The following is a 13,798-nucleotide window of genomic DNA, read 5'->3' as shown; positions in this document are numbered from 1 at the left end:
TAATCCCATCTTCAATATAATTTAAAGTATCATTTTTAATTTCATATTCAAGATTTAAAAAATTCTTTGTTTTAATTAAATCGCCATAGATAATTGGATATTATAAAATTATATTGTTATTATTTATAACCTCCAAAACTGATTTATCATTAATTTTAATATATTTTTTCTCTAAAATCTGAGCATTTAAACTTAATGTAGAAAAGTAAAATATTACAAATATAAATTTCATAAAATACTATTTATCATTATTATTCTCTACAAGTTTCTCTACTATTTTTTCCTCACTTTGTTTAAAACCAATTTTTGAAATCGGAATTTCTTTTGATGATAAATAAAACTCTAAATCAGCATTTAATTCGATCAGACGATGCGGAAAATCTTGTCCGACATTTTGTTTGGCTTCAGTCAAAAAAATTGCACAATGTTTTAGATAATCAGACGTTAATTTCGATTTCGCTTCTTGAAATGCCGAAAACAATACCTTTTCTGTCATCACAATATTTTTCGTTTCATCTTTTCTGTATAATGCATATAAACGTTTTTTAAGCGATTGTGTAAAATCAATCATCATTGTATTTGAGAAAAGTTTCATTTCAGCCGCATAAGGCGTCCAGAAGTCTTTGTTCAACGCATTTTGATTTTTCAAAATTGATAATAAAGGAGAATCTTGCGCCAAGTTCGCAGTCATGTGGTGTAAAAGTAATTGTTTACGCTCGTCAAAAGTTGGAGGAAAAATCGGAATATGTAAATCAAAACGACCAGGTGCAACGATTTCATCATTCAAATTTGCTAAAGATTCAACAGCTCCAACAATCAAAAGTTCTTTCGTATCATTTTTCTGAATATGTCTAAGAACGGAATAAAACAAATCGACCATTTCGGGATAAATGGTATTTACAGAAGTAGAATGTAATATTTCGTCGAACGAATCAATAAACAATAATGTTTTAGGTTGATTCATCTTTTTTGAAAGAAAATCGGAGAATTTATTCTTTTTGTTATCAAAATTCCCAACTAAATAATCATTGAAAATATGTACAAATTCGTAACCAATCATATCCGCTATTTTCTTTGCCCAATATATTTTCCCACTACCTGGAGGTCCATACAAAATCAAGCCAGCAGGTTTTTGAGATTCCCCAACTTTCTCCTTGATCTTTGCTGATAAATGGATCTAACATATCAGTCATATAAAAATACAAATCGGTATAACCGACTAAACTTTTACCAGAAAAATCTTCGCATTGCGGAAATGCTTTTTCTATAAACGGATATTTTCCACCAATGTAAGAATGAATCAAATAACTTGACACTCCCGTTTTCATCTGCTTTGCAACCTCAGCAGGAATTCCATTTGTCACAAAAAAATGAAGCACTTCTTCTTCTTTTGCACCAATTGTTTTAGCGATTTCTTCTATTGTTTTTTCTTTGGAATAATCTTCTGCATATTTTTTTAAGAAGTCTTTATTCTCTTCCGAAAATGTTATAAATTGTTGTGTTACATTAAAATTTTCGTCAATACAAAAACTCAAATCAATATTAAAATCATTGATAAAATTCTGTAAACTTCCTAAAGATATTTCGAGTTGATTAGATAAATCTTTTAATTTCATTCTGTTGGCTTGTTCTAATTTCTATTAAAAATAAAGATTAATTCGTGAACAAAACCATTTTAAGTTCTAAACTTCTGTTAAAGGAGCAAGCGCATCTATAGATGCGCTTGTTCCTTTTAATTGTATCTTTTATAATTATTTACAATTTAGATGAATTAAGATAATCTTCGATTTCTTCTTTATTTACTTCATCAGATTCGTCTTTTAAAACACGATGTGCTACTTTACCAACGGTTAAACCTTGAATAACAATTGAAAATAAAACAACGATGTATGTAATCTCTAATAACAAATCTTTCCATTCCGAATTTGGCATCGAAAGAACTAATGCAATTGAAACTCCACCACGAATCCCTCCCCAAACTAAAACGATAAGCGAACCTTTGGAGAATGTATTTTTTCTTAAAATAGTACGAGCTGGAATCACAATTGATAATGTTCGAGATAATAAGACGATAAAAATTGTGACAATTCCTAATAGAATTTGATCCATTAAATCTTCTATTAACAACAATTCGAAACCTATAAAAAGGAATAAAATAGCGTTCATTATCTCATCAATAAGCTCCCAAAATTTGTTTAAATAATCTTGAGTTGTTTTGCTCATTGCGAATTTCTTTCCATAATTTCCGATGATTAAACCTGCTATAACCATTGCTAAAGGGCTCGAAACATGAAGTTCTTTTGCAATCAAAAATCCTCCCATTACAATCGACAATGTAATTAAAGCTGAAACTTTATAATCATCAATTTTTTTCATGGATCTAGATGCTGTAAATCCTAATAATAACCCAAGTAAAATTCCACCTCCAGCTTCCATCAAGAATAATTTTGAAACACTTGCAAAGTCAGCATCAAAGCTTGGATTAGTTGCTATTTGTAAAACTACTGCGAACATTACAACAGCTACACCATCATTAAATAATGACTCTCCTGTAATTTTTGTCTCAATAATCTTAGGAACTTTTGCTTGTTTCAAAATTCCTAATACAACAATTGGATCAGTTGGAGAAATTAATGTTCCGAACAATAAACAATAGATATACGGAATTTGAATACCGAAATATGGCGCAATGTAATATAAAATTACTGATATAATAAATGCTGATAATACTACCGAAATTGTAGCATAAGTAGCAATTGTCCATCTCAAGTTTTTCAGATCGAGTATATTAACGTGCATTGCACCTGCAAAAAGCAGAAAATTAAGCATTGCGCCCATCAATATTTCATTGAAGTCTAAACTGTTAAAGAGTTGAAACATGTCTTTTGTAGCATCAGGAAAATAGCTATCTCCCAATAAACGGATAGCGACAGATACTAACATGGCGATAATCATAATTCCAATTGTTCCAGGTAATTTTAGGAATCGAAGGTTTGCATAAGAAAATAATGCAGCAAGAACAATTAGAACCGAAAAAGAATAATATAGTTCCATTGGTATTGATTAAAATTTGGAAAAAGTTACAAAAAAAGAGCCACTATAAAGTGGCTCTTTCTATATTAATTTGATTTTTTTACCAAAATTAGTTTTTTGGGGCTTGCCCAATTAAATCCATAAATTGATCTAACTTAGGTAAGATAATAATTTGTGTACGACGGTTTTTAGATTTTCCTTCCGCAGTAGCATTTGTAGTTAATGGGTTATATTCTCCACGTCCACCAGCTGTTAAACGTTTACCATCAACACCGTATTGGTTTTGTAATGCTTGTACAACAGAAGATGCACGTAAAGCAGATAAATCCCAGTTGTTACGGATGTTTGGTTTAGAAATTGGCACATTATCTGTGTTACCTTCAATCAATACATCGTAATCTTTATAATCGTTGATGATTTTCGCAATTTTACTTAAAGTTTCTCCTGCAGCAGGTGAAATTTCGTAGCTACCAGATTTGTACAACATGTTATCAGCTAACGAGATGTAAACAACACCTTTTAATACTTTAACATCAACATCTTTTGCTTCATTGCTAGATAAAGAACGCGTTAAGTTGTTTGTTAAAACCATATTCAAACTATCCGATTTGCTTTTCGCATCGATCAAATGTTTGATGTATTTGTTAGACTGATTGATTTCGTTCACTAATTCAGAAACGTTTTTAGAACCACCATTAATACAATTTTTCAATTGTTCTTGTAATTGTTTAATTTGATTTCTTTCACTCTGAACTGTGTTTTCGTACTGACCTTGGTTAGATTCAAAATTAGCTAATTTAGCTTTCGCTACAGCCAATTCTGTTTGACATCCTTGGTTCTCAGAATAAGCAGAATTGAATTTATTTTGTAATTCATCATACTTCTTCTGACTCACACAACTAAATAAAGTTGAAGCAGCGATAACCGCTACTGGTAAAATTGAAACTTTCATAATTATTTTTTTATTTCAGTTATACGAATATATGTTATTATTTTTTATTGCGAGTATATATTCTGCAAAAACCATGCTGTAAAAATATAAAACTCCTACAATCATTTGGTTGTAGGAGTTTTAACGTTAATATTTTATTTCTATTGTATTAATCCTGAGGAATATATAAAACCTGACCTGGATAAATCTTATCTTCGTGTTTTAACATTGGTTTGTTTGCTTCGAAAATTTTTGGATACTGCATTGGATCTCCATAAACTTCTTTTGCAATTTTAGATAAAGAATCTCCACTTTTTACAGTATACATTGTCTTAGATAAATCTGGAATCTCAATTTTCAAAGGTGTTTTCAATGTTAATTGATCTTCTACTCCTTCCACACCATCAATGTTACCTGCTGTTGCTAAAATTTTTTGTTTCTCATTGATGTCCAACGCTTGTCCAGCTACTACAATTTTATCTCCATCAGTAGAAAAAGTTACTCCTGATAAATCAAATCCTTGTTTTGCAACTTGTTCTTGTACTTTAGTTGCTTTTTCTTCTGGTGTTTCTGCACCTCCGAAGACTTTTTCTCCGGCATTTTTGATAAATGAAAATAATCCCATAGCGAGTTGATTTTAATAATATTTATTTGTTGATATTTAGTAAATATATAATTTCTCTAACAATTATCGTGCAATTGATGAATATTTCTTTTTTAAATTTTCCGTAATCGAGCGTTGTTGTTGAATTTGACTTGTTAATTGATTAATTTTTGCATCCAAAACTTTATCGTTCTCTTCGGCAGTTTGTATTTTTACGCTCAATGTAACCACTTGATCTTCTGTTGCGCGCAAAGCATTTTCGGTTTTTATCTTTTTCTTCATCAAACCATCAGTTACTTTATCATTAGATTCTCTTTCCAATTGATTTACCACCAAATCTAATTTATCGCCCAACGCTTGCTTTTTACTTTCTAATTTCAATAAGCTATTATTATCTTTTAAATATGATTTGATCGAGTTTCCTTTTTTCAATTGTGCATCTGCATTTTCTTTTGTCAATCGAATCATATTTTCGTTGGCTAATTTCAATTCATTTCGCACACAACCTTGCTTCGTTTTTATCGCTAAATCTTGTAATTGCGCATAAATTTTATCAAACTCTGCCGAATTACTATTAAACGTCATTCCATTTTGATCCGTTAATGTATTAATCACGGTCGTTTTTCCGTTTTCTTCATCAACCAAACTAATCACAGATTTATACACATCTTGCGAATTTTTGAACTTGATATTACTCGCTTCGTGTTTTTTTAGAAAAGCAGAAGAACCTTCTTTGTTCGTTACCCAATTTTCCCACGATTTCACAATCAAATTCTGCGCACAATTATCCGTAGAAAAAGCAAAAGATTTCAGTTCTTGTCCGTTCATTTGGTACTCAACTTCAAACAATCCTTCGTCAGATTGCGCATTAACATAAGCTGATGTTAACAAAGTTGTAATGGTTAAAAGTAATAGTTTCATCAAGTTGATAGTTTAAAATTATGTTCACAATTATTTATCCAATTTACAAAATATCGGAGTTTAAGAAAAGATGTTGTACAGATTTTTTATAATGGTTAATTTTAACCAGAAATTAATCAAACCGCATGCAAACAAAAATTTTATTAATTTACACAGGAGGAACAATTGGAATGGCGAAAGATTATGGAGATCAATCCTTGAAACCTTTCAATTTTGATAATTTGTTGAAACAAATTCCAGAGTTGGGACTTTTAGATTGTTCTTTCGATTATCATAGTTTCGATACGCCGATAGATTCGTCTGATATGAAACCAAAATATTGGATCGAAATTGCAGAAACCATTCAACAAAACTACGAAAACTATGATGGTTTTGTCGTTTTACATGGAACAGATACGATGGCGTATACGGCTTCTGCAATGAGTTTTATGATTGACAATCTTGAAAAACCTATCATTTTCACTGGTTCGCAATTACCAATTGGAGATTTGCGTACAGATGCGAAAGAAAATTTAATTACTTCGATTCAATTGGCTTCATTACGCAAAAATGATAAACCAATTATCAAAGAAGTTTGCGTGTATTTTGAATATAAATTGTTCCGTGCGAATAGAACAACTAAGATTAATGCAGAAAACTTTGATGCTTTCGAGTCACCGAATTATCCAGTAATTGGGGTTTCCGGTGTTCATCTGGAAGTGAAAGAAGATTTGTTGTTAAAAAATGTTGTTACGCATAAACTCTCTATCAACAAAAATCTAAATGCTGATGTTGGTGTTTTGAAGATTTTCCCTGGAATGAATCGTTCTTTTATCGAAAGTGTTTTGAATGCTCCAAATATGAAAGCTTTTATTATTGAAGCTTTTGGAACTGGAAATATTTTTACTGATGATTGGTTTATCGAATTGCTGGAAGAAATAACGAATAAAGGAGTTCATCTTATCATCAACACGCAATGTGCGGGCGGAATGGTAGAGCTTGGACGTTATGCGACAAGTGATGCGTTGCTAAATATGGGCGCAATTTCGAGTTATGATTTGACAATGGAAGCTGCAATTACAAAAGCCATTTATTTATTAGGTCAAAATCTTTCGAAAGAAGAATTCAAAACGCAATACGAAGCAAACTTAAAAGGTGAACTTCGTCATCATTTTTACAATGATTAAATCAAAATAATATAAAACGAAAAAAATCTCTACCAAGTAGAGATTTTTTTATGTTCTAAATTTTATTTCTTCCCCGACATCGAAGCGCCATCAGAATTTCTTAGTTTTAAAAAGATGTAAGTTGATAAAATTGTCATCACACCCATCGTCAAAAATGAATAACGGAAAGCTTGTACTTCCACTCCATTTACAAATCCTGCTTGTCTAAAAACGCCTAAAATTAATGCGGCTACAGATATTCCAAAAGTTAATGACAATTGTTGTGTGACCGACAATAAACTATTTCCTTCACTGGATGTATTTTCGTCCAAATCGGCTAAAGACAAGGTATTCATCGCTGTAAATTGTATCGAACTAAAAAATCCATTCAAAACCATTAACGGAATGATATAATAAATTGGTGATTTCGATTCTAAAAAGAAAAACATACAAATGATTAATCCAAAATCATTGTATTGGAAATCAACGTATTTCGATAACCAAATTTATTCACAATTGGTACAACAAACGATTTTGCAATAATGTTACTTGTTGCAGACGGAATCATAATTAATCCCGCTACAGTAGCCGAATATCCATAACCAACTTGCAATAAAAGCGGAATAAGAAAAGGCATTCCTCCAATTCCTAAACGCGTAATAAGATTTCCTATAATACCAATTCGCAAAGTTCTGATGTTAAACAAATTCAAATCGATTAAAGGATGTTGTTTATGTTTTGCATGATAAATATACAACCCAATCAAAAAGGCAGAAACTACAGTCAATGCTAATACAGTTTGCAAGCCAATCACACGAGAAGATGTTAATTCCATAATCAATGTCAACACCGTAACTCCTCCACTAAAAAGAATCAAGCCTCTTATGTCAAATTTAAAAACTGGATGTTTAAAATCGGGAATCGCAAAAGTCGTCATCCAAAGTGCTACTATTCCAAAAGGAATATTCACAATAAAAATCCAATGCCACGATAAGGTTTCAACCAAAATACCTCCAATTGTTGGTCCTAAAAGTGGTCCTATTAATCCTGGAATGGTGATGAAATTAATTACTTTTAATAATTCACTTTTTGGATAAGCATACAAAATTGCCAAACGCACAACGGGAACCATCATCGATCCTCCAATCGCTTGTATAACACGTGAAATCACTAAAAAAGGCAAAGTTGTGGCAAACGCACAAAGTGTGGATCCAAGTGTAAAAATCAATATCGCTGATTGAAAAACTTTTTTCGTTCCATATTTATCCGAAAGCCAACCACTCAAAGGAATTAACAAAGCAATTGTTAATGTATACGCAACGATAATCGACTGAATTTCCAAAGGCGATTTTCCTAATTCTTTTGCGATTGTAGGTAAAGAAGTATTTAAAATTGTAGCGTCCAAAGCTTGCATAAAAATTGCCATCGCACCAAGCCATGGCAAAAATTTCAACATTTTTGGACTTAAAATATGATCTGAATTCATTGAAATTCCTACAGCAAATTCTATTCCTATTTTAACATTTCGAAAAATCATTGAAAAAGATTAAATTTGAACTATGTTTCTCAACGCGCATACACATCATTTAGCTCATCAAACAGATGTTTTGGAATTGTATAATCAGTTTCCAAATGAGTTGAATAATGAAGCTAAATTATTTTCGATTGGGATTCATCCAGCTTACATCAAAACCTCATCAATAAAGGAAGAAATCGAAATTATTAATCAAACTATTTCGAATAAAAACTGTTTAGCAATCGGTGAAATTGGATTAGATAAATTGTGCGAAACAGATTTTGAATTACAAATCAACGTTTTAAAAAAACAGTTAGAAATTGCGATGCAACATCAACTTCCAGTCATTATACATTCGGTTCGTGCTTATCAAGAAATTTTACAGATTCGAAAACAAATGAAATTGACGATTCCGTTTATTTTTCATGGTTTCAATAAGAATGAACAGTTACTCAATCAAATTATTGCGCAAAATTGTTTTGCATCTTTTGGTAAAAATCTTCTATCAAACAAAAACTTACAAATTATATTTGCAAATCTTTCTGCGAATCAATTCTTTTTAGAAAATGATGCAAGCGAAATTTCTATTGAAGAAATTTATACTTTTGCAGCGGATTTGAGAAAAATTACAATCGAGGAATTACAACTTCAACAAGCGAAAAATTGGAAAGCAATTTTCGGTTACGAAGTTCAATCATAATTAAAATACATTTCAATGGCAGTTTGGCAAGAAAGAGCTGAATTATTATTCAAAGAAGAAGGTTTAGAAATCCTAAAAAATTCGAACATTTTAGTTGTTGGTTTAGGTGGTGTTGGCTCTTTTGCCGCAGAATTTATCGCACGCGCAGGAGTTGGAAAAATGACAATTGTTGATGGTGATACTGTTGATATTACAAATATTAATCGACAATTACCTGCTTTACACTCAACTGTTGGAATGAACAAAGTAGACATCGTTGGCGATCGTTTAATGGACATTAATCCTGAATTAGAATTAACGCGTATCAACGAATTTTTGAGTCCAGAACGTACACACGAAATCGTCACACCAGATTTTGATTATGTGTTAGATTGCATCGATTCTGTTACACCAAAAATTAATTTGATTTTAGCTGCAAAACGCAAAAAAATTAAAGTAATCAGCAATATGGGCGCTGGAGGAAAATATTTGGCAAGCAAAGTACAAGTGCGTGATATTAGCAAAACAGATGTTTGTCCGTTGGCAAAAAATGTTAGAAAACGATTAAAAAAAGAAGGAATTAATAAAGGCGTAAAAGCTGTTTTTTCGACAGAAGTTCCAGATGAATCTTCGGTAAAATTAACGGATGGAAAAAATTATAAAAAATCGTTTTACGGAACTAATTCGTGGATGCCTGGTTTATTCGGATTGCATGCGGCAGAAACGGTGATTCGACATTTATTAAAAAAAGATAAATAATTAAGTACTTTCTTAAAGATTTAATTAATTTAGTTGCGAATTAACAAAGAGACGAAAAAAATGAAAATCAATTACGATTATATCACATACGAGGATGTTTTGAGAGCGCGTCAATTTATGTACGAGCAAGCGTTGGAACAGAATGCGACTAATTCGTTGTTGAACACTGCGAGAGATTTATTTGGAAACAGCAATTTCGAGATGTGTATCAAAATTTGTGAAGGTTTATTGGATGCAAAAGACCCAAAACAATTGTACGATGCTAAGAAATTAATTGCGTTATCATATTATAGTTTACAAGATTTTGAGAATGCGGATAATGCATTTTTCGATATCGCTCAAAACTCTGATAATTCAGACGATTGGTTTAATGTTGTCATTTCTGCAGCTTTAAATAAAAATATCGAACGTAGTAAAGAATCTTTTGGAATTGCACTAGAAAAATACACGAAATTTGGTCATCAACGTAATATGCCTTCAGTACAATTGATGTTGCATTATATGATTACGTTAGAAACTGTAAAAGAATACGTTTTGGCTTTGGAACAATGTAGAATGTTGGTACAAGTTTACGCTAAATTGAAAAAAACAGACGAAAAATTCTTAAGTTCTCGTGGTTTAGAACAAATCGAAAACTTTTTGGAAACTGCAAAACCAGTTTTGAAAAAAGCAAAAAAGAAAGAATTAACAGAAATTAAAAAAGAGTTATTAGAAGCTCTTGACGCAAACGGCGTAGAAAAAGTAGAAGCTTTTTTTGCTGAGTTTTAAGAAAATTATTTTTTTACATATTTTAAAATCCACTTCTTTCGAAATGGATTTTTTGTTTTAATACTTAATTAATGTGATCCTGAAACGAATTCATCTTCACATTAAATTAGATTCCTCCTTTTTCGGAATGACAAATTCAAAAAAAACAACATAAAAAAAGCCTCGCATTTGCGAGGCTTTCTAACTTCTAATATCTAGATTCTAATTTCTATTTATTACGGTATTCGTTCCAAGTTTTGATTTTTAAATCATCCATTGTTAAGGTTGTAAATGCATTGATGAAAGCCGAAGCTAAACGTGCATTTGTAACCAACGGAATATTGAAATCTACTGCTGTACGACGAATTTGATAATCGTTGTCTAATTCCGCTTTTGTTAAGTTTTTCGGAATGTTGATCACCATATCAATTTTCTTATCATGTAAATAAGACATTACATTTGGCTCTTTTTTATCAGAAGGCCAGTAAACAAGTGTAGAATACACATCATTTTCTGTAAAGAATTTGTGCGTTCCTTCTGTTGCATAAATTTTGTAACCTTTTGCGATTAATTGTTTCGCTGGCTCTAACAAAGCAACTTTAGAAGCAATTGGTCCACCAGAAATTAAAACTGTTTTCTCAGGAATTTCATACCCAACAGATAGCATTGATTTTAATAAAGCTTCTTCCGCTGTATCACCGATACATCCAACTTCTCCTGTCGAAGACATGTCTACTGATAAAACTGGATCTGCTCCTGCTAAACGTGTAAATGAGAACTGAGAAGCTTTCACTCCTACATAATCTAAATCGTAAACGATTTCTGAATGTCCTTTCTCTACTTCTAATCCTAATAAAACTTTTGTCGCTTTTTCGATCATGTTATTTCCAGCAACTTTCGATACGAATGGGAACGAACGAGAAGCACGAATATTAGTTTCGATCACACGAACTGTATTATTTTTTGACAAGAACTGAATGTTCATTGGTCCAGAAATTTCGAAACGTTTTGCAATTTTCGCTGCAACTTTACGCATTTGACGAATTGTTTCGATGTACACTTTTTGTGGTGGATAATACATTGTTGCATCTCCTGAGTGAACTCCTGCAAATTCTACGTGTTCAGAAACTGCATAATCTACAATTTCTCCGTTTTGACAAACTGCATCCAACTCAATTTCTTTTGCACCTTGTACGAATTCAGAAACTACAACTGGATAATCAGGAGAAACTTCTTTCGCTAATTTCAAGAAAGCATCTAACTCGTGAGTATTCGAAACTACGTTCATTGCAGCTCCAGACAAAACATAAGAAGGACGAATCAATACTGGGAAATTAACTTCATCCACAAATTTGTGAATCGCTTCTAAAGAAGAAAGCTCTTTCCAACGTGGTTGATCGATTCCTAATTCATCCAATATTTCTGAGAATTTGTGACGATTTTCTGCATCATCAATTCTTAAAGGAGAAGTTCCTAAAATATTGATTGATTGATCGTACAATTTCATCGCTAAGTTATTTGGAATTTGACCTCCTGTCGAAATAATTGTTCCTTCAGGTTGTTCAAAATCTAAAATATCCATTACACGTTCAAAAGATAATTCTTCGAAGTATAAACGATCTGACTCATCATAATCTGTTGAAACCGTTTCTGGATTATAGTTGATGATAATTGTTTTATAACCATTTTTAGACGCTGTGTGCGCTGCATTTACAGAACACCAGTCGAACTCTACAGACGAACCAATACGATAAACTCCAGATCCTAAAATACAAACTGCTTTCTCAGTTTCTGGCTCCAAATCATTTTCAGTTCCGTGATAGGTTACATATAAATAATTTGTTTGTGCTGGGAATTCTGCTGCTAACGTATCAATTTGTTTTACAACAGGTTTAATTCCGAAGTTTTTACGTAATTCACGAACTGTTAATTCGTTTCTGTGTACGTTTTGATCTCCTTTTACTAAAACTGCAATTTGTTGATCCGAGAATCCTAATAATTTTGCACGTTTTACTAAATCTGCTTCAACTTGTTCAAATCTTTCTAACGCTTCAAATTCTTTTGATACATTAAAAATTCTTTCTAAACGTTGTAAAAACCATAAATCGATTTTTGTTAAATCGTGAATTTTTTCAATCGAATATCCCGCTTTGAAAGCTTCAGTAATCGCATATAAACGCTCGTCATTTGGCTCAGCTAACCACGTATCCAAAGATTCACCTTCTGGAATTTTGAATCCATTTGCTACGAAACCTCTATGTCCGATGTCTAACATACGAACTCCTTTCTGAATTGCTTCCTCGAAAGAACGTCCAACTGCCATTACTTCTCCAACAGATTTCATTGCAGAACCAATGTTACGACGAACTCCGTAGAATTTATTTAAATCCCAACGAGGCAATTTCACCACACAATAATCTAACGCTGGCTCGAACATCGCAGATGTCGTTTGCGTTACACTATTTTTCAACTCATCTAAAGAATAACCTAATGCCAATTTAGCAGCCACGAAAGCTAAAGGATAACCTGTTGCTTTTGACGCCAAAGCTGACGAACGAGATAAACGAGCGTTCACCTCAATTACACGATATTCCTCAGAAACTGTGTCGAAAGCATACTGAATGTTACACTCTCCAACTACGCCAAGGTGACGAATTGTACGGATGGCAACTTCACGTAATTTGTGATATTCTGAATTTGATAAAGTTTGAGAAGGCGCAATAACGATTGACTCTCCCGTATGAACTCCAATCGGATCGAAGTTCTCCATGTTACAAACTGTGATACAGTTATCGTAAGAATCACGCACTACTTCGTACTCGATCTCTTTCCAACCTTTTAATGATTCTTCCACTAAAACTTGAGAAGAATAATTGAAAGCTTTTTCAACTAATTCTAATAATTCTTCTTCGTTATTTGCGAAACCAGAGCCTAAACCTCCTAAAGCGTACGCTGCACGAATGATTAATGGGAAACCGATGCGTTTACCAGCTGCCATTGCGTCTTCTACAGTTTCTACTGCTTCTGAACGAGCAGTTAAAACACCAATTTGGTCTAATTTTTCGATGAAAATATCACGATCTTCCGTTGCTTCAATTACTGGAATTTGAGTTCCTAAAACCTCAACACCATATTTCTCGAATATATTTTCTTTATTTAATTCAACCGCACAGTTTAAAGCTGTTTGTCCTCCAAAGGCTACTAAAACTCCGTCTGGTTTTTCTTTTTGAATAACTTTTTCTACAAAGTAAGGTGTTACAGGTAAGAAATAAACTTCGTCTGCAATACCTTCAGAAGTTTGAACAGTTGCAATATTTGGATTGATTAAAACTGTTTTAATTCCTTCTTCTTTTAACGCTTTTAACGCTTGCGAACCAGAGTAATCAAACTCACCTGCTTGACCAATTTTTAATGCTCCTGATCCTAATACTAATACTTTTTTAATATCTTTTTTTAACATCGT

The 13,798-nt window shown here is 32.3% G+C and carries 11 protein-coding genes and 1 pseudogene; 4 read left to right on the top strand and 8 right to left on the bottom strand.

Annotated elements, in window-relative coordinates; genetic code table 11:
- Positions 1–238: 238 nt before the first annotated feature.
- From B4E95_RS05565 to B4E95_RS05540, 6 genes are all read right to left on the bottom strand, one after another.
- Positions 239–1,120 carry an AAA family ATPase gene (locus B4E95_RS05565; RefSeq protein ID WP_291090596.1) on the bottom strand — a complete coding sequence of 294 codons (882 nt, stop codon included), beginning with the start codon at positions 1,118–1,120 and terminating at the stop codon, positions 239–241.
- Entirely contained in the window at positions 1,095–1,616 is a 522-nt protein-coding gene (locus B4E95_RS05560) for a hypothetical protein (protein ID WP_291050902.1), read from the bottom strand. Before B4E95_RS05560 ends, B4E95_RS05565 begins: the two co-directional genes overlap by 26 nt.
- A 139-nt stretch (positions 1,617–1,755) precedes the next feature.
- Positions 1,756–3,054, bottom strand: a complete 1,299-nt coding sequence (locus B4E95_RS05555) for a cation:proton antiporter (RefSeq protein ID WP_291090594.1) — start codon at positions 3,052–3,054, stop codon at positions 1,756–1,758.
- Positions 3,055–3,142: 88 nt separating this feature from the next.
- Positions 3,143–3,985, bottom strand: a complete 843-nt coding sequence (locus tag B4E95_RS05550) for an OmpA/MotB family protein (protein ID WP_181816279.1) — start codon at positions 3,983–3,985, stop codon at positions 3,143–3,145.
- A gap of 148 nt (positions 3,986–4,133) precedes the next feature.
- Entirely contained in the window at positions 4,134–4,589 is a 456-nt protein-coding gene (gene lysM / locus B4E95_RS05545) for a peptidoglycan-binding protein LysM (RefSeq protein ID WP_221854625.1), read from the bottom strand.
- Between the two features lie 63 nt (positions 4,590–4,652).
- Positions 4,653–5,489 (bottom strand): hypothetical protein, encoded by an 837-nt coding sequence (locus B4E95_RS05540; protein ID WP_221854624.1) that lies wholly within the window; start codon positions 5,487–5,489, stop codon positions 4,653–4,655.
- Between the two features lie 125 nt (positions 5,490–5,614).
- On the opposite strand from B4E95_RS05540, the gene B4E95_RS05535 reads away from it, so the two are divergent.
- A complete protein-coding gene (locus B4E95_RS05535; RefSeq protein ID WP_291064240.1) occupies positions 5,615–6,655 on the top strand; it encodes an asparaginase in 1,041 nt (346 codons plus the stop codon).
- Between the two features lie 62 nt (positions 6,656–6,717).
- On the opposite strand, the pseudogene B4E95_RS05525 reads toward B4E95_RS05535, so the two are convergent.
- A pseudogene (locus B4E95_RS05525) lies at positions 6,718–8,120 on the bottom strand (DHA2 family efflux MFS transporter permease subunit).
- A gap of 73 nt (positions 8,121–8,193) precedes the next feature.
- Between B4E95_RS05525 and B4E95_RS05520 the strand changes: the two are divergent.
- From B4E95_RS05520 to B4E95_RS05510, 3 genes are read left to right on the top strand one after another with little or no spacing between them, the layout of a single operon-like run.
- The gene (locus B4E95_RS05520) at positions 8,194–8,850 is read left to right on the top strand and encodes a TatD family hydrolase (RefSeq protein ID WP_291090587.1); all 657 of its coding nucleotides are present in this window, start codon (positions 8,194–8,196) and stop codon (positions 8,848–8,850) included.
- A 15-nt stretch (positions 8,851–8,865) separates the two neighbouring features.
- Entirely contained in the window at positions 8,866–9,588 is a 723-nt protein-coding gene (locus B4E95_RS05515; protein WP_038336843.1) for a tRNA threonylcarbamoyladenosine dehydratase, read from the top strand.
- 60 nt (positions 9,589–9,648) lie between these two features.
- Entirely contained in the window at positions 9,649–10,356 is a 708-nt protein-coding gene (locus B4E95_RS05510) for a hypothetical protein (protein WP_291064237.1), read from the top strand.
- A 208-nt stretch (positions 10,357–10,564) separates the two neighbouring features.
- On the opposite strand, the gene carB is transcribed toward B4E95_RS05510, so the two are convergent.
- Positions 10,565–13,795: a carbamoyl-phosphate synthase (glutamine-hydrolyzing) large subunit gene (gene carB / locus B4E95_RS05505; protein WP_291090585.1), complete on the bottom strand. Its 3,231-nt coding sequence runs from the start codon at positions 13,793–13,795 to the stop codon at positions 10,565–10,567.
- Positions 13,796–13,798 lie beyond the last annotated feature (3 nt).

The organism is Empedobacter sp. UBA7494, from assembly GCF_002478465.1.
GTDB lineage: Bacteria > Bacteroidota > Bacteroidia > Flavobacteriales > Weeksellaceae > Empedobacter > Empedobacter falsenii_B.
The sequence above is the reverse complement of the archived record's forward strand: the minus strand, read 5'-3'. Positions and strand labels throughout refer to the sequence as shown.